The sequence below is a fragment of the Citrobacter sp. CK181 genome, from assembly GCF_030333595.1.
Taxonomy (GTDB): domain Bacteria; phylum Pseudomonadota; class Gammaproteobacteria; order Enterobacterales; family Enterobacteriaceae; genus Citrobacter_B; species Citrobacter_B koseri.
In genome coordinates this window covers 371,335-390,379 of sequence record NZ_JAOWFN010000011.1, presented here as the reverse complement: position 1 = coordinate 390,379, position 19,045 = coordinate 371,335, and the positions used below count along the sequence as shown (strand labels likewise).

General features: G+C 54.1%; 20 protein-coding genes, 1 pseudogene and 1 other annotated feature. Of the genes and pseudogenes, 13 read left to right on the top strand and 8 right to left on the bottom strand.

The window, feature by feature from the left end:
• The first annotated feature begins 4 nt into the window (after positions 1 to 4).
• The 3 genes from pduV to OGW17_RS05905 all read left to right on the top strand — a co-directional run bounded on the left by pduV (position 5) and on the right by OGW17_RS05905 (position 2,615).
• Complete coding sequence (gene pduV, locus OGW17_RS05915; protein ID WP_012131755.1) at positions 5 to 457, top strand: EutP/PduV family microcompartment system protein; 453 nt, start codon at positions 5 to 7, stop codon at positions 455 to 457.
• Positions 442 to 1,656 carry an acetate/propionate family kinase gene (locus OGW17_RS05910; RefSeq protein ID WP_071258876.1) on the top strand — a complete coding sequence of 405 codons (1,215 nt, stop codon included), beginning with the start codon at positions 442 to 444 and terminating at the stop codon, positions 1,654 to 1,656. Before pduV ends, OGW17_RS05910 begins: the two co-directional genes overlap by 16 nt.
• A 92-nt stretch (positions 1,657 to 1,748) precedes the next feature.
• Entirely contained in the window at positions 1,749 to 2,615 is an 867-nt protein-coding gene (locus tag OGW17_RS05905; protein ID WP_071258878.1) for a GHMP family kinase ATP-binding protein, read from the top strand.
• A gap of 33 nt (positions 2,616 to 2,648) precedes the next feature.
• Here the strand turns inward: OGW17_RS05905 and OGW17_RS05900 are convergent, their stop codons facing one another.
• The 4 genes from OGW17_RS05900 to dacD all read right to left on the bottom strand — a co-directional run bounded on the left by OGW17_RS05900 (position 2,649) and on the right by dacD (position 6,247).
• Positions 2,649 to 2,984: a DUF496 family protein gene (locus tag OGW17_RS05900; RefSeq protein WP_024130204.1), complete on the bottom strand. Its 336-nt coding sequence runs from the start codon at positions 2,982 to 2,984 to the stop codon at positions 2,649 to 2,651.
• Positions 2,985 to 3,156: 172 nt separating this feature from the next.
• Entirely contained in the window at positions 3,157 to 4,215 is a 1,059-nt protein-coding gene (locus tag OGW17_RS05895; protein WP_012131751.1) for an FUSC family protein, read from the bottom strand.
• 143 nt (positions 4,216 to 4,358) lie between these two features.
• On the bottom strand, positions 4,359 to 4,826 hold the full coding sequence (gene sbmC / locus OGW17_RS05890; protein WP_071258880.1) for a DNA gyrase inhibitor SbmC: 468 nt from the start codon (positions 4,824 to 4,826) through the stop codon (positions 4,359 to 4,361).
• A gap of 248 nt (positions 4,827 to 5,074) precedes the next feature.
• On the bottom strand, positions 5,075 to 6,247 hold the full coding sequence (gene dacD, locus OGW17_RS05885) for a serine-type D-Ala-D-Ala carboxypeptidase DacD (RefSeq protein WP_081353208.1): 1,173 nt from the start codon (positions 6,245 to 6,247) through the stop codon (positions 5,075 to 5,077).
• A gap of 224 nt (positions 6,248 to 6,471) precedes the next feature.
• On the opposite strand from dacD, the gene sbcB reads away from it, so the two are divergent.
• Positions 6,472 to 7,896, top strand: a complete 1,425-nt coding sequence (gene sbcB / locus OGW17_RS05880) for an exodeoxyribonuclease I (RefSeq protein ID WP_071258884.1) — start codon at positions 6,472 to 6,474, stop codon at positions 7,894 to 7,896.
• Between the two features lie 263 nt (positions 7,897 to 8,159).
• Here sbcB and OGW17_RS05875 read toward each other — a convergent pair whose 3' ends face one another.
• The 4 genes and pseudogenes from OGW17_RS05875 to OGW17_RS05860 form a co-directional block, all read right to left on the bottom strand.
• The gene (locus OGW17_RS05875) at positions 8,160 to 9,521 is read right to left on the bottom strand and encodes an APC family permease (RefSeq protein ID WP_024130202.1); all 1,362 of its coding nucleotides are present in this window, start codon (positions 9,519 to 9,521) and stop codon (positions 8,160 to 8,162) included.
• Positions 9,511 to 9,573, bottom strand: coding sequence for a membrane protein YoeI (gene yoeI, locus OGW17_RS05870; RefSeq protein WP_099433339.1), 63 nt, complete (start codon positions 9,571 to 9,573; stop codon positions 9,511 to 9,513). The genes OGW17_RS05875 and yoeI overlap by 11 nt, the downstream gene beginning before the upstream one ends.
• Before the next feature lie 161 nt (positions 9,574 to 9,734).
• Positions 9,735 to 10,719 (bottom strand): annotated as a pseudogene (locus OGW17_RS05865) (LysR family transcriptional regulator).
• A gap of 41 nt (positions 10,720 to 10,760) precedes the next feature.
• Entirely contained in the window at positions 10,761 to 11,585 is an 825-nt protein-coding gene (locus OGW17_RS05860; protein ID WP_049009132.1) for an SDR family oxidoreductase, read from the bottom strand.
• Positions 11,586 to 11,760: 175 nt separating this feature from the next.
• On the opposite strand from OGW17_RS05860, the gene hisL reads away from it, so the two are divergent.
• The 9 genes from hisL (at position 11,761) to hisIE (ending at position 18,996) form a co-directional block, all read left to right on the top strand.
• Positions 11,761 to 11,811: a his operon leader peptide gene (gene hisL / locus OGW17_RS05855; RefSeq protein ID WP_001364200.1), complete on the top strand. Its 51-nt coding sequence runs from the start codon at positions 11,761 to 11,763 to the stop codon at positions 11,809 to 11,811.
• Positions 11,787 to 11,911: a sequence feature (His leader region), on the top strand. It overlaps the preceding gene by 25 nt.
• Before the next feature lie 45 nt (positions 11,912 to 11,956).
• Entirely contained in the window at positions 11,957 to 12,856 is a 900-nt protein-coding gene (gene hisG / locus OGW17_RS05850; protein ID WP_024130200.1) for an ATP phosphoribosyltransferase, read from the top strand.
• 5 nt (positions 12,857 to 12,861) lie between these two features.
• A complete protein-coding gene (gene hisD / locus OGW17_RS05845; protein ID WP_071258890.1) occupies positions 12,862 to 14,166 on the top strand; it encodes a histidinol dehydrogenase in 1,305 nt (434 codons plus the stop codon).
• A complete protein-coding gene (gene hisC, locus OGW17_RS05840; protein ID WP_071258892.1) occupies positions 14,163 to 15,242 on the top strand; it encodes a histidinol-phosphate transaminase in 1,080 nt (359 codons plus the stop codon). Before hisD ends, hisC begins: the two co-directional genes overlap by 4 nt.
• The gene (hisB, locus tag OGW17_RS05835; protein WP_047462654.1) at positions 15,239 to 16,306 is read left to right on the top strand and encodes a bifunctional histidinol-phosphatase/imidazoleglycerol-phosphate dehydratase HisB; all 1,068 of its coding nucleotides are present in this window, start codon (positions 15,239 to 15,241) and stop codon (positions 16,304 to 16,306) included. Before hisC ends, hisB begins: the two co-directional genes overlap by 4 nt.
• On the top strand, positions 16,306 to 16,896 hold the full coding sequence (hisH, locus tag OGW17_RS05830; protein WP_071258894.1) for an imidazole glycerol phosphate synthase subunit HisH: 591 nt from the start codon (positions 16,306 to 16,308) through the stop codon (positions 16,894 to 16,896). The genes hisB and hisH overlap by 1 nt, the downstream gene beginning before the upstream one ends.
• On the top strand, positions 16,896 to 17,633 hold the full coding sequence (gene hisA, locus OGW17_RS05825; RefSeq protein ID WP_012131736.1) for a 1-(5-phosphoribosyl)-5-[(5-phosphoribosylamino)methylideneamino]imidazole-4-carboxamide isomerase: 738 nt from the start codon (positions 16,896 to 16,898) through the stop codon (positions 17,631 to 17,633). Before hisH ends, hisA begins: the two co-directional genes overlap by 1 nt.
• Positions 17,615 to 18,391 carry an imidazole glycerol phosphate synthase subunit HisF gene (gene hisF / locus OGW17_RS05820; protein ID WP_012131735.1) on the top strand — a complete coding sequence of 259 codons (777 nt, stop codon included), beginning with the start codon at positions 17,615 to 17,617 and terminating at the stop codon, positions 18,389 to 18,391. The genes hisA and hisF overlap by 19 nt, the downstream gene beginning before the upstream one ends.
• Complete coding sequence (gene hisIE / locus OGW17_RS05815; RefSeq protein WP_047462646.1) at positions 18,385 to 18,996, top strand: bifunctional phosphoribosyl-AMP cyclohydrolase/phosphoribosyl-ATP diphosphatase HisIE; 612 nt, start codon at positions 18,385 to 18,387, stop codon at positions 18,994 to 18,996. Before hisF ends, hisIE begins: the two co-directional genes overlap by 7 nt.
• Positions 18,997 to 19,045 lie beyond the last annotated feature (49 nt).

Below are 19,045 nucleotides of genomic sequence, written 5' to 3'. Positions count from 1 at the left end.
CGCCATGAAACGCATTATGTTAATCGGCCCCAGCCAGTGCGGGAAAACCTCTCTTACACAGAGTCTGAACGGCGAAGCGCTTCATTACCAGAAAACACAGGCTATTGTCTGGTCGCCCGGTACGATCGATACGCCGGGCGAATATCTGGAGAACCGCTGTCTGTATAGCGCGCTGCTGGCAAGCGCCTGTGAAGCCGACATTATCGCGCTGGTTCTTAATGCCGATGCGCCGTGGTCGCCCTTCTCCCCCGGTTTTACCGGCCCAATGAACAGACCCGTTATCGGGATCGTCACCAAATCTGATTTGGCGGATTCGTCACGTATCTCATGCGTGGAGAACTGGCTGATTCAAGCCGGCGCGCAGAAAATTTTTGTCACCAGCGCGCTGATGAAATCCGGGATTGATGAAATGTTTGTTTTTCTGAGTGCTAAGGAACCCTTATGTCTCACAAAATAATGGCGATTAACGCCGGTAGCTCGTCGCTAAAATTCCAGTTGCTGGCAATGCCGCAGGGCGAAATGATCTGCCAGGGATTAATCGAACGTATCGGAATGGCGAACGCCAGAGTCACAATGAAAACATCCGCGCAAAAATGGCAAGAAACGGCCCCCATCGCCGATCACCGCGAAGCCGTTACCCTGCTGCTGGATAAGCTCCTCAGTCATCACATCATTAATACCTTACAGGATATTGACGGCGTGGGTCATCGCGTGGCGCACGGCGGAGAGTTCTTTAAGGATTCAGCGCGCGTGACCGATGAAACGCTCGCTCAAATTGAGCGTCTTGCCGAACTGGCCCCGTTGCATAACCCGGTTAACGCGCTCGGTATTCATATTTTTCGCCAGCTGTTACCCTCAACGCCTTCTGTGGCCGTATTCGATACCGCCTTTCATCAGACGCTGGACGAGTCGGCCTATATTTACCCCCTGCCCTGGCGTTATTACGCCGAGCTGGGTATTCGCCGCTATGGTTTTCACGGTACCAGCCATAAATATGTCAGCACGGCATTAGCTGAAAGACTGGGCGTCCCGCTCAGCGCCTTACGCGTTATTTGCTGCCATCTGGGTAATGGCAGCAGCATTTGCGCTATCAAAGGGGGGCAATCCGTCAATACATCAATGGGATTTACGCCGCAATCAGGCGTGATGATGGGAACCCGTAGCGGAGACATCGATCCCTCCATTCTGCCCTGGATTGCAGAACGTGAAGGGAAAACGCCCCAGCAGCTTAATTATTTATTAAACAATGAGTCGGGGCTGCTGGGCATTTCCGGCGTTTCGCATGATTACCGCGACGTTGAGCAGGCCGCCGATGGCGGAAATCGCCGGGCGGCGCTTGCGCTTACGCTATTTGCTGAGCGCATTCGCGCGACAATCGGCAGTTATATCATGCAAATGGGCGGTCTGGATGCGCTCATTTTTACCGGTGGAATCGGCGAAAACTCCGCCCGTGCCAGAGCGGCAGTCTGCCATAATCTGCATTTCCTGGGGCTGAGTATTGATGAGGAAAAAAACCTGCGCAACGCTACGTTTATTCAGGCAGAAAACGCAGTGGTGAAAGTGGCGGTCATTAATACCAATGAAGAGCTTATGATCGCGCAAGATGTGATGCGGATTGCGTTAAGTGACAAGGTCACATTTGGCGTTTCCGTCTGATTTTGCCCGACTGCAACTTGCGGAAAATCATGGTAATAGCGCAATCGCCGTGACACTATGCGCCGAGGATTGCTGACCAGAAAGGTGAAAACGTGGCTGTTGCGCAATGCCCCGCGTCATGCGGAGAACTTATCCAGGGCTGGATTCTGGGCAGTGAGAAACTGGTCTCCTGCCCTATCGAATGGTACAGCACCGTGGAAGTAAGCTCGGGCGCTCCCCTTGCGGATGAGCGTCCCCTTTCACGCGCAATGGTCAATCGGCTACTGGAATACTGGCGCTACCCTGCGCAGTGGAGCCAGGAGATTCGGATCGCAGTGCATTCCACCATTCCCGTCGCCAAAGGGATGGCCAGCAGTACCGCAGATATCGCGGCAACGGCGGTCGCAACCGCACACCATCTGGGGCATACGCTGGATGAACCCACGCTTGCACATCTGTGTGTTTCGCTTGAACCCACCGACAGCACCATTTTCCGTCAACTGACGCTTTTCGATCACAATGATGCTTCTACGCAAATGGCTTGTGAAGCGCAGCCACAGCTTGATCTTTTAGTCCTCGAAAGCCCAATAACGTTGCGCACGGCGGATTATCACCGCATCCCCCGACTGGAACGTCTGCATGCGGGGGCGGCGATGTTGCAGCAGGCATGGGAGAGAGTGCAGGAAGCCTGCATAACGCAAAACCCTCGTCGGATGGGGGAAGCCGCCACGCTCAGCGCTATCGCCAGCCAACAACTGTTACCAAAACCAGGCTTTGATGCCCTGCTGGCGCTGGTGGAAGCATGTGATTTATACGGTCTGAATGTGGCGCACAGCGGGAGCGTTGTCGGGCTGATGCTGGACAGGCAGCGCCATGACGTTGACCATATTAAGTGGGAACTCGCACAACGAAAACTGACGGAACACTGGCCCGATCAGCATTTGCTGAAGATGGTCGCTGGCGGGGTTGAATTGCAGTGAGGAACACGCGGCGTTCCCCACTGCCACAGGCTGTTACTCTGCTTTTGCGTCGCCGTTTTTCATTTCGCCCATCGCTTTCAGCTTTTTAGAAATGTCGCGGCGTTCTTTAGAGATTTCTGCGTTTTTGATGATGTAATCATCAACGCGGTCCTCATAGTCGCTCTTCATGCTGGCGATGATGCCCTGGATCGCTTCAACGCTCATACCTGGCTTGATGTAATCGCTCAGGTTGTCCAGCAGCAGAACACGCTTCTGGTTGTCACGGATCTTTTTCTCGACGTCCTGGATTTCACGTTGCAGTTTGTTCTTACGGCGGAACAGACGAACAAATTCCAGTACGTCCTGGAAAGAAGGCTTGTTGGTTTCCATTTTTACACCCCTGATAATGTGAGATTCGGATTCGTTTAAGCAACCGCTATACGTTAGGGTAAACATTACTTTTAGCCGTTGCAGATGACAATGGTTTTATCCTTTTTCAGTATCATACCCTTAATCGGTGCTGAATCGAAGCAGCAGCCGAATCACGAGCGTCATCTGCTTTTTATTTGCGCAATGCCCGGCAGATCAAATGGGAGAGCAGCTCCAGTTGCCGCGCCGTCTCCATACTTAGCCAAACATAGCCATGAATAGGCGTTTCAGCCACGGTATTGCCATGATGCTCGTTTATCAACTGGCGCAGCTCCGCGACAATCTCATTGAGTTTTTCCGTGTTTGCCAGTACCGGTTGCGGGTTGCCTTCGAACAGCGCATGGGCGATGGTGAGTAACGTTTGCTGCGTCATTTGCTGCGTTTCGCGCAGCGTGTGCGCATTCAGCATCACAAAATGGCTGGCACGAGATGCCCAGTGCGCATTAATTTGCAGCTCAAGCATACAGACCAGATTGCGGTTCACGGTTTGAATCGCTTCGAATATCGACTTTTGAATGCGGGTTTCTTTACTGGCTGGCGTAATCAGCCCACGCATTTTGACGACGTCGCTCAGCAGTTTCTGTAAATGCTTCTCCAGCCGGGGACGCTCTAACAAATTTGGCGACAACGCGGCCTGATAGACCCGATTGTACGCCGTCACACAATGCGCCATCTGAATACGCCAGTGTAAAAACGCGCGTTGTGGCCAGATGCCGGTAAACAGCATCGCCAGCAGCGAACCTAAAATAACATCCCCGCCGCGCCACAATGCCGTGTTCATGTCGCCTGCCGGCGCGCCTACCACCACGGCGAGCGTGATGCCGATCAACAGAGCCTGATACGGCTTTTTCCCTAACGCCAGCCAACCGCACAAGAACATTGCCGCAGCGCACCAGATCAACATCAGCGGGAGGGAAAAAAGCTCCAGACGTAACGCTACAAGACCTAATACCGATCCCAGAATCGTGCCGCCGATGCGCTCAAACGCACGGGGAACCACGTTCCCCCAAAAGGAGATCGGCCCCATAATGACGACCAGTGTGATCAGCGGCCAGGTGCCTTCCGGGATGTTGAACAGTCGAACCAGCAGGAAAGTGAGAATAAACGCCAGCGCAATGCGAATGCCGTGTACAACACGATAATGGCGATATAAACGAATTTCAAAGGGACTCAGCGATTTATCAGCCCGCACTCACGCACTCCGTCTGGAAATGACCAAAAAACGAATTGTACCCGCTTTTGCAGCGAAAATATCACTATAGCGGACAGGACTCGCACGTAAACTGCCCCGTCACGACGCCTATCCGCCGGGTACTGCGTACAATTTACACAGGGCTATTTCGACTGTACGGGTACATACATTTCAATGTCCCAGTACCCGTCTTCCGTTCCATTGTTAAGATAGACCTCAAAACACGGTTTAGCCGCTATCTGGTAGTGATTGTCCTGTAACAGGCTATTGAAAAACTGATACCAGGGCGTCGCGAAATCATGATTCTCAACGCGCGCCACCGCTGTCGCATACTGCCCGCCGGCGATCTCCGTCAGGATGACGCCTTCGCTATTTTTCGGAATAGTGAAATTATCCGGGACAGACACCACCGTATCGCAGCGGAGTTTTTCCGCCGGAACCTCATCTGGATTATCGTAGTAAACCGCGATCCATTCGAGCGGAACAACCTGATTCCCATCAACCCACATCATGAGTTGTTCAAAACCTTGCTTCACCGTTTTTTCCCACGGGCCGACCATGTGAAAACCGGCGATATTACGCTTCTCTGTCTGCCTGATTTCGTAGTCCATACTGCCTCCGATAGTTTCACTGAGACTGATAGCACACCGTCGACCTGATGGCGCTGCGCGTATCAGGTCGACGGTATTCCATAATGCATTGAAGTCAGCGCCGGATAAGGAAGCGATGTCCCCTCCGGCAAATCTTATACTGTATATAAACACAGCATAAGATTTTGCATATAAAGGTCACAAGGAAATCATGATGAGTATGTGAGCAGACTCGCACTCTTACCAGTCTGCCGTGTCAGAAAAGGGGGTTACGCCTTATGGTGGAAGTAATCGCTCAGTCGGGAAAAAACGCCGCCTTTGCCAACAGACTCCAGCGTCACCAGAGGCCAGTGCGCCACCAGTTTATCCCGATCGTATAGCTCAATTTCACCGACCCGCTGATGTGCGGCAATAGGTGCTTCAAGTTCTTTTTTATCAAGGGTATACCGGGCCTTAATATGCGGAATTTCGGTTTTCGGCAGCGCCATCCAGAAATCCTGCTCGGTGCCCAGAGCAATATTTTCTTTATCGCCGTACCAGATACGTTCCGTGCCAACCTGTTTGCCACTGCGTAAAATTTGTACCGTATCGAAATTTTGCTGCCCCCATTGCAACAACTTACGAGCCTGATCTTCGCGCCCTTTCGCACTTTCCGCACCCATCACAACGGCGATAAGACGACGCTGCCCGTCCACGGCGGAGGCAATCAGGTTAAAACCCGCGCCGGAGGTATGGCCGGTTTTCAACCCGTCGATATTCATGGTTTTATCCCACAGCAGTCCGTTACGATTCTGCTGGGTAATACCGTTCCATGTCAGGCTCTTTTCACTGTACATATGATAAAACTCAGGCTCACCGTGAATAATGGCGCGGGACAATACCGCCAGATCATAGGCTGAGCTGTGCTGGCCTGGCGCATCCAGTCCGTGTACCGTTTCAAAATGGGTATCCTGCAACTTCAGGGTTTCAACGTAGTGATTCATCATGGCGACGAACTGCGGTTGCCCTCCGGCGATGTAATCCGCCAGCGCAACGCAGGCATCGTTTCCAGAGTCAACAATCAGCCCCCGACTGAGATCCCGAACCGAAACGCGCTCCCCTTGTTTCAGAAACATTAATGAAGATCCCACAAACACCGGATTGTCTTTGGCCCAGGCATCACGTCCAACGGTTACGATATCGTCCGGGCTAATACGATGGCTGTCGATAGCGCGATCGACAACATAGCCGGTCATCAGCTTGGTCAGGCTAGCCGGGTTACGCCGCTGATGTTCATTACCTGCGGTCAGAATTTGACCCGTGGTGTAATCCATAAGTACCCATGACCCTGCCTGAATGGCCGGAGGCTGGGGAGAAAAATCTGGCACATCGGCAGCCAGAGCGGAAGAAAGATTCATCGCGAGAAGTGAAGCGGCAATAAACAAACGGCGTTTCAACACTATTTCCTCAGGAAAGTCATAATTTGCCGTTCTTTTTACGGAAGTTCTGATAAACAAACAGGGATAAATTGCAAGAAAATGTGACATAACGCACGTTTTTCTATGCAGTGCCGGGCAGCGTAACCTTAACGCTCCCAATAACGACTCAGAAGCTGATAACACCGCCAGGATTTGATACCCTGCTGCGCAGAACCGCGCAAACGCACAGTAACGGATAGAACTGAACAATGAATGACGGCAAGCAGCACCCTACCTTCCTGTTCCATGACTACGAAACCTTCGGGACTCACCCGGCGCTGGACAGACCCGCACAGTTTGCCGCCATCCGCACGGATAGCGACTTTAATATTATTGGCGAACCTGAAGTCTTTTACTGCAAGCCCGCCGATGATTACCTGCCTCAGCCAGGCGCTGTGCTCATCACCGGGATTACGCCGCAGGAAGCGCGCGACAAAGGAGAGAACGAAGCTGACTTTGCCAGACGTATTCATTCACTGTTCACCGTGCCAAAGACCTGTGTCGTCGGCTACAACAATGTCCGTTTTGATGATGAAGTCACGCGTAACATTTTGTATCGCAACTTCTACGATCCCTATGCCTGGAGCTGGCAGCACGACAACTCGCGCTGGGATTTGCTGGATGTGATGCGCGCCTGCTATGCCCTGCGCCCGGAAGGCATAAACTGGCCGGAAAATGACGACGGATTGCCCAGCTTCCGCCTTGAGCACTTGACCAAAGCCAACGGGATCGAACATGCCAACGCGCACGATGCAATGGCAGACGTGTACGCCACCATCGCTATGGCGCAACTGGTGAAGTCGCGCCAGCCGCGTCTGTTTGACTACCTTTACACGCATCGCAACAAACATAAACTGGCGGCGTTGATCGATGTGCCGCAAATGAAACCGCTAGTGCATATCTCCGGTATGTTTGGCGCCTGGCGCGGCAACACCAGTTGGGTTGCGCCGCTGGCCTGGCATCCAGAAAACCGCAACGCGGTCATTATGGTGGATCTGGCGGGCGATATGTCGCCATTACTGGAGCTGGACAGCGATACCCTGCGCGAGCGGTTATATACCGCTAAAGCCGATCTCGGCGATAACACCTCAGTTCCGGTAAAACTGGTACACATCAATAAATGCCCGGTGCTGGCTCAGGCTAATACACTCCGCCCGGAGGATGCCGATCGCCTGGGGATTAACCGTCAGCACTGTCTCGATAACCTGAAAGTGCTGCGCGATAATCCGCAGGTACGCGATAAGGTTGTGGCAATCTTCGCTGAGGCCGAGCCGTTTACGCCGTCTGAAAACGTCGATGCGCAGCTATACAATGGCTTTTTCAGCGACGCCGATCGTGCCGCCATGAAAATCGTGCTGGAAACCGAACCGCGCAATTTGCCCGCGCTGGATATTACGTTTGTCGATGAGCGGATTGAAAAACTGCTGTTCAACTATCGCGCCCGTAACTTCCCTGGGACGCTGGATGAAACCGAACAACAACGCTGGCTGGAGCATCGTCGTCAGGTGTTTACGCCAGAGTTTTTGCAACGGTATGCGGAAGAGTTACAGATGCTGTATCAGCAATATGCTGACGACAAAGAGAAACTGGCATTGCTGAAATCACTCTGGCAGTACGCAGAAGAGATTGTCTGAGGAGCCACGCGTCGCTTTTGCCGGATGGCGGCGTAAACGCCTTATCCGGCCTACAAACAGTGAGGAGTGTAGGCCTGATAAGCGAAGCGTAAACGCCTTATCCGGCCTGCATACAGTGAGGAGTGTAGGCCTGATAAGCGAAGCGCCATCAGGCGTTGGCGTTGTGCCGAAGAACGGCCGATGACCTTATCCGGCCTACAGATTTTTGCATAAAAAAACCGGAGAACATGTCTCCGGTTTTTTACCTGTGAAAGGTCATTTCATTACTGTGCGATATCTTCGTACTGCGGTACCGGATTGCGGAAGCTTTTGGTCACGCAAGCCAGATACACCAGGCCAATACCCGCCCAGATCAGACCCAGAGTCATTGAGCTTTCTTCCAGGTTGATCCACAGTGCGCCAACAGTCAGCGCGCCGCACACCGGCAGAACCAGATAGTTGAAGTGGTCTTTCAGCGTCTTGTTGCGCTTCTCACGGATCCAGAACTGGGAAATCACGGAGAGGTTCACGAAGGTAAACGCCACCAGCGCACCGAAGTTGATCAGCGCCGTCGCCGTAACCAGATCGAAATTAATCGCCAGCAGTGCGATCGCGCCAACCAGCAGCACGTTCCACGCCGGAGTACGCCATTTCGGATGAACGTAGCCGAAGAAACGCGTCGGGAACACGCCGTCACGACCCATGACGTACATCAGACGGGAAACGCCCGCGTGTGCCGCCATACCGGATGCCAGTACGGTCACGCTGGAGAAAATCAGCACGCCCCACTGGAAGGTTTTACCCGCAACGTACAGCATGATTTCAGGCTGTGATGCATCCGGGTCTTTAAAGCGCGAAATATCCGGGAAGTACAGTTGCAGGAAGTAAGACGCCGCGATAAAGATCAGGCCGCCAATCAGCGCCGTCAGGAAAATCGCGCGCGGAATAACGCGCTCCGCATCTTTGGTCTCTTCAGACAGAGAAGAGATTCCGTCAAAGCCGAGGAACGAGAAGCACAGGATTGTCGCACCGGTAATCATCGGCACAACGTGCGCGCCTTCAGACCAGAATGGACGGGAACTTACCAGCGTACCCGCACCTTCGCCGTGAGACACGCCGTAGATAATCAGGCCGACGATCACCGCTACAATCCCCATTTGCAGAATAACAATCAGGGTGTTGAAGTTAGCGACGGTCTTGATGCTGCGCAGGTTAGAGATGGTCATAAAGGCCACCAGCGCCACCACAAAGATCCACGACGGCACTGTCGGCACCAGCGCTTCAAAATAAATTTTCGCCAGCAGAATGTTGATCATCGGCATGAACAGGTAGTCCAGCAGCGATGACCAGCCCACCATAAAGCCTACGGTCGGGCTGATGGATTTCTGGGCGTAAGTGTACGCGGAGCCAGCGGACGGGAAACGACGCACCAGTTTACCGTAGCTCAACGCAGTAAAAAGAATCGCGATCAGCGCAAAGGCATATGCCGTCGCAACGTGACCGTCAGTGAGGCCTGAGACGATACCAAATGTATCGAACAGCGTCATCGGCTGCATATAGGCAAGACCCATCATTACAACCGGAATCAACGTAAGCGTCTTACGTAATTCCACGCGAGAGGTGTTTGGAGTAACGTTATGCGACATGGTCATTCCCCTTTACGGCGAATGCCGTCGCGTAAGCAAAAAATTGCCCCATTTTCTGGATTCCTCAGCGACAACAACTGTCGGTTTTTAGTAAGTATCTATCCGGTACGAAGCCCGGCCTCTTTTATTGAATGATTGGTTTGATGCAAAAAAATAACCGACGCGTATTAAAACGTCGGTTAATGTCATTTTTTGCAAGCGGCGCATTGTGCACTAAATTAAGGCGAAATGACAAGAGAATGAGAGCCCCGTCAAAAAATATTTTTTATTAACTGTTTGATTTCCCAGCATCCCCCATTGTATAGACGCCAGCAATAGCACTATTTGCTAAAATTTTATCTCGCCACCACGCGCTGGCCAGTCCGGCCGTCTGTTCGTTCCAGCCCATCCACACCGGCTCCGACGCGATCTGCGCCGCCACGTTCTTCTCAATAAGCGCACCGCTGTCCAGAAAGCGTTGCGCCAGATAGCGCGGTAAATACCCACATCCCAGGCCGCTGATTTGCAGTTCCAGTTTGGTTTTAAAATCAAAAACCGTTATGGCTTCCTGATCATCAAGCAATTGCGCGCTTGCCGAACATGCCGGATGCGTCTCATCGCCGACCACAATCGCGCGGAACCGTTTTATTGTGCGCCGACTCAACGGCTCTTCTTCCTGCACCAGTGGATGATGCGGGGCAATCGCAAAAACCTGCTCAAGCTCTCCCAGACGCGCAAAACCGAAACCACTGGCGTAGGGTGGATCGTGCATTGCGCCAACGATGATATCCGCCCGCCCCTGCGTCAGCGCCTCCCAGGAACCGCCCAGCACGCCGTTTATGAATTTCAGGCGCGTTACGCTGTGATGTTGGTAGAAGGATTCAATGAGGGGAGTAAGGAGAGAAAAAGGAAACGTATCGTCCACGCCGATGACCAGTTCGTTCTCCCAGCCTTCGTGAAGTTTGATGGCCTGCTTTTCCAGTTCGCGCACGGTATGCAGAACTTCCCGGCCTTTTTCCAGCAGCATCTGACCGGTGCGGGTAAACTTAGCCCGATGCCCGCTGCGATCCAACAGTTGGATATTCAGATCGCTTTCCAGTTTATGGACGGTATAGCTGAGCGCTGACGGCGTCTTAAACAATTTTGCCGACGCCGCCGCAAAGCTCCCCTCTTTCTCTAACGCATCGAGAATCATCAGAACGTCCAGCAGTGGTTTCATACTCGCCCCCTTGCGGTGTATGGCGGTAGTCTGCTGGCGCGTCACTCCATCGGCATCACCAGCGGGTCGGGATACTGGTATTCAAACCCGAGTTCATTACAAATCCGGCTGCCATCAATAATCTTGCCTTTATCGTTACTCTGGCTTTCCAGAAAATGCGGCGGTTCCATACCCAGCAAACGCGCCATCTGCGGATAAAACACATTACGCGCCGGATGCGAAGGCGCACATATATTATAGATGTGTCCCCCTTTAGGTGCCTGTAACAGCAGAGTAATAGCGGCAATCACATCTTCCAGGTGGACCAGATTCACACCTTGCTGACCGTCAGGCGCGGTTTTACCGGCAAAGAAACGCCCCGGATGTCGTCCTGGCCCTACCAGCCCGGACAGACGCAGAATATCGACGGAGGTGCCGGGCAGATTGTGCAGCCAGTCTTCGAGTTCCTTCAGGATGCGCCCACTCGCCGTGACGGGATTACGCGGCGTAGTCTCTTTCACAATGCCGTGCACATCGCCGTACACTGACGTGGAACTGGTAAAAATGATACGCGGAACGTGATACGCCAGCGCGCTATCGACCACCTCCTGTATTGCCTGGCGGTAAAAATCTTCCCCTGGCCCGCTACGGCGAGCGGGCAGCGTAATGACCAGAGCATCCACATCCATCAGCGCATCAAGATCGTCCGTTTCGCAAACCAGCTCAGGTTCCAGGCGCAGCGGATAGCTCTCAATGCCGCTCATGCGGGCCGCTTCCACGCCATCCTGCGTGGTTTTCGTGCCAGTAACCTGCCAGCCTCTTGCCGTCAGCGACATCGCCAGCGGCATTCCTAACCATCCTAAACCGACAATTGCGACCTTTTTCATGCGTTCTCTCCTGACTTTAACGCCATCTTATCTAAGGCTACGCCAGCCCGCCGGGACTGACAATTCATACCTTCAATATGAAATGAATTAATGATGAAAAAAAGCCCTTGCTTTCCGGCGCTAAAGTGGTTTAGGTTAAAAGGCATCAAATGAATAAGCATTCATCGAGAATTTTATGACACGCGTTCAATTTAAACACCACCATCATCACCATCATCCTGACTAGTCTTTCAGGCGATGTGTGCTGGAAGACATTCAGATCTTCCAGTGGTGCATGAACGCATGAGAAAGCCCCCGGAAGATCATTCTTCCGGGGGCTTTTTTTTGTGCGCGATTCAGACCGGTTCAGACAGGATAAAGAGGAAAAAAGAATGTTAGATAACACCCGTTTACGCATAGCTATTCAGAAATCAGGCCGTTTAAGCGATGATTCACGCGAATTACTGGCCCGCTGCGGTATTAAAATCAACCTGCACACCCAGCGTCTGATTGCGATGGCGGAGAATATGCCGATTGATATTCTGCGCGTGCGTGATGACGATATTCCCGGCCTGGTCATGGATGGCGTTGTCGATCTGGGGATCATCGGGGAAAACGTTCTGGAAGAAGAACTGTTGAGCCGCCGCGCGCAAGGCGAAGACCCGCGCTACTACACCCTGCGCCGTCTCGACTTCGGCGGCTGCCGCCTCTCGCTGGCCACCGCCGTCGATGAAGCCTGGGACGGCCCGGCTTCCCTTGACGGCAAGCGTATCGCTACCTCTTACCCGCACCTGCTTAAGCGTTATCTGGATCAGAAAGGCGTGTCGTTTAAATCCTGTCTGTTAAACGGTTCTGTTGAAGTCGCTCCGCGTGCGGGTCTGGCCGATGCCATCTGCGATCTGGTGTCTACCGGAGCGACGCTGGAAGCCAACGGTCTGCGTGAAGTCGAGGTGATTTACCGTTCTAAAGCCTGCCTGATCCAGCGTGACGGCGAAATGGCCGAAGCCAAACAACAGCTTATTGACAAACTGCTGACCCGTATTCAGGGCGTTATTCAGGCGCGTGAATCCAAATACATCATGATGCATGCGCCAAGCGAGCGTCTGGAAGAAGTCATCGCGTTACTGCCGGGCGCAGAGCGTCCAACCATTCTGCCGCTGGCAGGCGATCAGCAGCGCGTCGCCATGCACATGGTCAGCAGCGAAACCCTGTTCTGGGAAACGATGGAAAAACTGAAAGCGCTCGGCGCCAGCTCTATTCTGGTGCTGCCAATTGAAAAGATGATGGAGTGACGGCCATGAGCTTTAATACAATCATCGACTGGAATAGCTGCAATACTGAACAGCAGCGTGAATTGCTGATGCGTCCGGCTATTTCCGCCTCCGACAGCATTACCCGTACCGTCGCAGAGATCCTGGATAATGTGAAATCACGCGGTGATGATGCCCTGCGTGAATACAGCGCGAAGTTTGATAAAACGAACGTCGCAGCGCTGAAAGTGTCCGCCGAAGAGATTGCCGCGGCCAGCGCGCGTCTGAGCGACGATCTCAAACAGGCGATGGCGGTAGCGGTAAAAAACATCGAAACCTTCCACAATGCGCAAAAACTACCGGCAGTAGATGTTGAAACCCAGCCCGGCGTTCGCTGTCAGCAGGTGACGCGCCCTGTCGCATCTGTCGGCCTGTATATCCCGGGCGGCTCTGCCCCGCTCTTCTCCACCGTATTAATGCTCGCCACGCCCGCGCGTATTGCCGGATGCAAAAAAGTGGTGCTGTGCTCACCACCGCCTATCACGGATGAAATCCTTTACGCTGCGCAGCTGTGCGGCGTGCAGGAAATCTTCAACGTCGGCGGTGCCCAGGCCATTGCCGCTCTGGCGTTCGGCAGCGAATCCGTGCCAAAAGTGGACAAAATTTTTGGCCCCGGCAACGCGTTTGTCACCGAGGCGAAACGCCAGGTCAGCCAGCGTCTCGACGGCGCGGCAATTGATATGCCTGCCGGCCCTTCTGAAGTGCTGGTGATCGCCGACAGCGGCGCCACGCCAGATTTCGTGGCGTCTGACCTGCTCTCTCAGGCGGAACACGGCCCGGATTCTCAGGTCATCCTGCTGACCCCGGATGCCGGTATTGCGCAGAACGTCGCGGAGGCCGTCGAACGCCAGTTAGCGGAGTTACCGCGTGCGGAAACGGCGCGTCAGGCATTAAGCGCCAGCCGTCTGATCGTGACGAAAGATTTAGCCCAGTGCGTCGCCATCTCGAACCAGTATGGGCCGGAACACCTGATCATTCAGACTCGCAAGGCGCGCGATCTGGTGGAGGATATTACCAGCGCGGGTTCCGTTTTTCTCGGTGACTGGTCACCGGAATCCGCAGGCGACTACGCTTCCGGCACCAATCATGTGCTACCGACCTATGGTTATACCGCCACCTGCTCCAGCCTCGGTCTGGCGGATTTCCAGAAACGCATGACCGTTCAGGAATTGTCGCAGGCAGGTTTCTCCGCACTGGCATCCACCATTGAAACGCTGGCTGCGGCAGAACGGCTGACCGCCCACAAAAATGCTGTCACCCTGCGCGTTAACGCCCTTAAGGAGCAAGCATGAGCACTGAAAATACCCGCAGCGTCACCGACTTAGCCCGGGAAAACGTTCGCAACCTGACGCCGTACCAGTCCGCTCGCCGTCTGGGCGGTAATGGCGATGTCTGGCTGAATGCCAATGAGTTCCCGACGGCGGTGGAGTTTCAGCTGACTCAGCAAACGCTCAACCGCTACCCGGAATGCCAGCCAAAAGCGGTTATTGAAAATTATGCGCAGTACGCCGGAGTGAACCCCGGGCAGGTGCTGGTCAGCCGTGGCGCAGACGAAGGTATTGAACTGCTGATTCGCGCATTCTGCGAACCGGGGAAAGATGCGATTCTCTATTGTCCGCCAACGTACGGCATGTACAGCGTCAGCGCGGAAACTATTGGCGTTGAATGCCGGACGGTTCCGACGCTGGAAAACTGGCAGCTGGATCTGCGGGGCATCGCCGATAAACTCGACGGCGTTAAAGTGGTGTTTGTATGCAGCCCCAACAACCCGACCGGGCAGCTTATCAATCCACAGGATTTACGTACTCTGCTGGAAATGACGCGCGGCAACGCCATTGTGGTGGCGGATGAAGCCTATATTGAATTCTGCCCACAGGCGACGCTGGCTGGCTGGCTCTCTGAATACCCGCATCTGGTGGTGCTGCGCACGCTCTCCAAAGCCTTTGCGCTCGCCGGTCTGCGCTGCGGATTTACGCTGGCGAATGAAGAGGTCATCAGCCTGCTGCTGAAAGTCATCGCCCCCTACCCGCTCTCTACGCCGGTCGCCAATATTGCCGCTCAGGCGTTGACGCCGCAAGGCGTCAACGCGATGCGCGAACGTGTGGCGCAGATTCTGCTGGAACGTCAGTATCTGGTTAATGCGCTGAAAGAGATTGCCTGCGTAGAACAGGTGTTCGATTCAGAAACCAACTACATTCTGGCACGTTTTACCGCGTCAAGTAGCGTGTTTAAATCTCTGTGGGATCAGGGCATTATCTTACGTGATCAGAATAAACAACCTTCTTTAAGCGGCTGTCTGCGTATCACTGTTGGAACCCGCGAAGAAAGCCAGCGCGTCATTGACGCCTTACGTGCGGAGCAAGTATGAGCCAGAAGTATCTTTTTATTGACCGTGATGGAACCCTGATTGCCGAACCACCGAGTGATTTTCAGGTGGATCGTTTTGACAAACTCGCCTTTGAACCGGACGTGGTGCCGGTTCTGCTGAAGCTGCAAAAAGCCGGCTTTAAGCTGGTGATGATCACCAACCAGGACGGGCTGGGAACGCAGAGCTTCCCGCAGGCAGACTTCGACGGCCCGCACGACCTGATGATGCAGGTTTTCACCTCCCAGGGCGTACTGTTTGATGAAGTGCTGATCTGCCCGCACCTGCCAGCAGATGAGTGCGACTGCCGTAAGCCGAAGGTAAAGCTGGTTGAACGTTATCTGGCTGAACAGGCGATGGATAGCGCCAACAGCTACGTGATTGGCGATCGCGCTACCGACATCCAGTTGGCCGAAAACATGGGTATTAACGGGTTACGTTATAACCGTGAAACCCTGAACTGGACGATGATTGGTGAGCAGCTGACAAAACGCGACCGCTATGCCCACGTTGAGCGCAATACCAAAGAAACGCAAATTGACGTCAAGGTGTGGCTGGATCGCGAAGGCGGCAGCAAGATCAATACCGGCGTGGGCTTTTTTGACCATATGCTCGATCAGATCGCCACGCATGGCGGTTTCCGTATGGAGATCGCGGTCAAGGGCGACCTCTATATTGACGATCACCATACGGTAGAAGATACCGGTCTGGCGCTGGGTGAGGCGCTAAAACTGGCGTTGGGCGATAAGCGCGGCATCAACCGCTTTGGTTTTGTGCTGCCGATGGACGAATGCCTGGCGCGTTGCGCACTGGATATCTCCGGGCGCCCGCACCTGGAATATAAAGCCGAGTTTACCTATCAGCGCGTGGGCGATCTGAGCACCGAGATGGTTGAACACTTCTTCCGCTCGCTCTCCTACACCATGGGCGTGACGCTGCACCTGAAGACCAAAGGTAAAAACGATCACCACCGTGTAGAAAGCCTGTTTAAAGCGTTTGGCCGCACGTTGCGCCAGGCCATTCGGGTAGAAGGCGACACGCTGCCTTCTTCTAAAGGAGTGCTGTGATGAACGTCGTCATCCTTGATACCGGCTGCGCCAACCTGAACTCGGTGAAATCCGCCGTGGCGCGCCACGGTTATGATCCGCAGGTCAGCCGCGACCCGGAGGTCGTCTTAAAAGCTGACAAACTCTTCCTGCCCGGCGTGGGAACCGCCCAGGCGGCGATGGATCAGTTGCGCGAGCGTGAGCTTGTCGAATTGATTAAGGCTTGTACTCAGCCCGTTCTGGGAATTTGTTTAGGCATGCAGATCCTCGGGCGCCACAGTGAAGAGACTAACGGCGTCGACCTTCTGGGCATTATTGACCAGGACGTCCCGAAGATGACCGATTTTGGCCTGCCGCTTCCGCATATGGGCTGGAACCGCGTTTACCCGCAGGCGGGTAATCGTCTTTTCCAGGGCATTGAAGATGGCGCCTGGTTCTACTTTGTTCACAGCTACGCTATGCCCGTCAATCCGTGGACCATTGCTCAATGCAACTACGGCGAACCCTTCACTGCGGCAGTGCAAAAAGACAATTTCTTCGGCGTGCAGTTCCACCCGGAACGCTCCGGCGCCGCTGGCGCGCAGTTGCTGAAAAACTTCCTGGAGATGTGATGATTATTCCGGCATTAGATTTGATCGATGGCACCGTAGTGCGTCTCCATCAGGGCGACTACGCCCGGCAGCGTGATTACGGTAACGATCCCCTTCCCCGCCTGCGGGATTATGCCGCCCAGGGCGCCGAAGTGCTGCATCTGGTCGATTTGACCGGGGCGAAAGATCCGGCCAGACGGCAGATCCCGCTGATTAAAACGCTGGTCGCGGGTGTGAACGTGCCCGTGCAGGTTGGCGGCGGCGTGCGTACTGAGGACGATGTTGCGGCGCTGCTGGACGCAGGCGTTGCCCGCGTGGTGGTCGGCTCCACGGCGGTCAAATCTCCCGAGGTGGTCAAAGGCTGGTTTGAGCGCTTTGGCGCTGACGCGCTGGTGCTGGCGCTGGATGTGCGTATTGATGATCGGGGCAACAAACAGGTTGCCGTCAGCGGCTGGCAGGAAAACTCCGGCGTTTCGCTGGAAGAGCTGGTCGAGACTTATCTGCCGGTTGGCCTGAAGCATGTACTGTGCACCGATATCTCCCGTGACGGCACGCTGGCGGGTTCCAACGTCTCGCTGTATGACGAAGTGTGCGCGAAATATCCGCAGGTCGCCTTTCAGTCTTCCGGCGGAATTGGCGGGATTGAGGACGTGGCCGCTCTGCGCGGCACGGGCGTTCGCGGCGTGATTGTCGGCCGCGCCCTACTGGAAGGTAAATTCACCGTTAAGGAGGCCATCCAATGCTGGCAAAACGTATAATCCCTTGCCTGGACGTACGCGATGGTCAGGTGGTAAAAGGCGTACAGTTCCGCAATCATGAAATCATCGGCGATATCGTCCCGCTGGCAAAACGCTATGCCGATGAAGGCGCAGACGAGCTGGTGTTCTATGATATTACCGCTTCCAGTGACGGGCGCGTGGTTGATAAGAGTTGGGTGTCGCGCGTCGCGGAAGTGATCGACATTCCATTCTGTGTCGCGGGTGGCATCAGGTCTATTGATGACGCCGCTAAAATCCTCTCTTTCGGCGCTGATAAAATTTCCATCAACTCCCCTGCGCTGGCCGACCCAACGCTGATCACCCGTCTTGCTGACCGCTTTGGTGTACAGTGCATCGTCGTGGGCATTGATACCTGGTTTGATGCCGAAACCGGCAAGTATCACGTCAACCAGTATACCGGCGATGAAAGCCGTACCCGCGTGACGCAGTGGGAAACTCTCGACTGGGTGCAGGAAGTGCAAAAACGCGGGGCCGGTGAAATCGTGCTTAACATGATGAATCAGGACGGCGTGCGTAACGGTTACGATCTGGAGCAACTGAAAAAAGTCCGTGACGTCTGTCATGTACCGCTGATTGCCTCCGGCGGCGCGGGCACGATGGAGCACTTCCTTGAAGCCTTCCGCGATACCGATGTCGACGGGGCGCTTGCTGCCTCCGTCTTCCACAAACAGATTATTAATATTGGTGAATTAAAAGCGTACCTGGAAGCACAGGGCGTGGAGATCAGGATATGTTAACAGAGCAACAGCGCCGCGAGCTCGACTGGGAAAAAACCGACGGATTAATGCCGGTTGTCGTGCAACATGCGGTATCCGGTGAAGTGTTAATGCTGGGTTACATGACCCCTGAAGCGCTGGATAAAACAATCGAAAGCGGCAACGTCACTTTCTTCTCACGAACCAAGCAGCGTTTGTGGACCAAAGGCGAAACATCCGGCCACTTCCTGAAGGTAGTCCGCATTGCGCCGGATTGTGATAACGACACACTGCTGGTGCTGGCCAATCCAATTGGACCAACCTGCCACAAAGGCACCAGCAGCTGCTTTGGGGATGCCAGCCATCAGTGGTTATTCCTGTATCAACTTGAGCAACTGTTAGCCGAGCGTAAAACTGCCGATCCGGCAAGCTCTTACACGGCGAAACTTTACGCCAGCGGCACCAAGCGTATCGCGCAGAAAGTGGGTGAAGAAGGTGTCGAGACCGCGCTGGCCGCAACGGTACATGACCGTTTTGAGCTGACCAATGAAGCCTCCGACCTGATGTACCACCTGCTGGTGCTGCTACAGGACCAGGACCTTGATTTAACGACCGTCATTGAGAATTTACGTAAGCGTCATCAATAGCTTCTGATGCGAAAAAACCGGGCAATGCCCGGTTTTTTGTAGGTCGGAT